Source organism: Citrobacter sp. TBCS-14 (assembly GCF_005280805.1).
In the GTDB taxonomy this organism is placed as follows: domain Bacteria; phylum Pseudomonadota; class Gammaproteobacteria; order Enterobacterales; family Enterobacteriaceae; genus Citrobacter; species Citrobacter gillenii.
Map to the genome: position 1 here is coordinate 318 of NZ_SZWM01000394.1, position 291 is coordinate 608.

Consider the following 291-nt stretch of genomic DNA (forward strand, 5'->3'; position numbering starts at 1 on the left):
CAAAGCCGAAGAGTTGCTGACGCTGCCAGCCAACGAAGTTCTGTGGCGTTTGTACCACGAAGAAGAAGTCACCCTCTACGATCCTCAGGATGTTGAGTTCAAATGCACCTGTTCACGCGAACGCTGCGCGGGCGCTCTGAAAACGCTGCCGGATGAAGAAGTTGACAGCATTCTGGCAGAAGAAGGTGAAATCGATATGCACTGCGATTATTGCGGTAGCCACTATCTGTTTAACGCCATGGATATTGCAGAGATCCGCAGCAACGCCTCCCCTGCCGATCCACAGGTGCA

The 291-nt window shown here is 52.9% G+C and carries 1 protein-coding gene; it reads left to right on the forward strand.

Translation table 11 applies throughout. From position 1 onward, the window contains the following. On the forward strand, positions 1-291 hold a 291-nt coding region (locus FDX22_RS31215; protein ID WP_255432946.1), incomplete at both ends, for an Hsp33 family molecular chaperone HslO.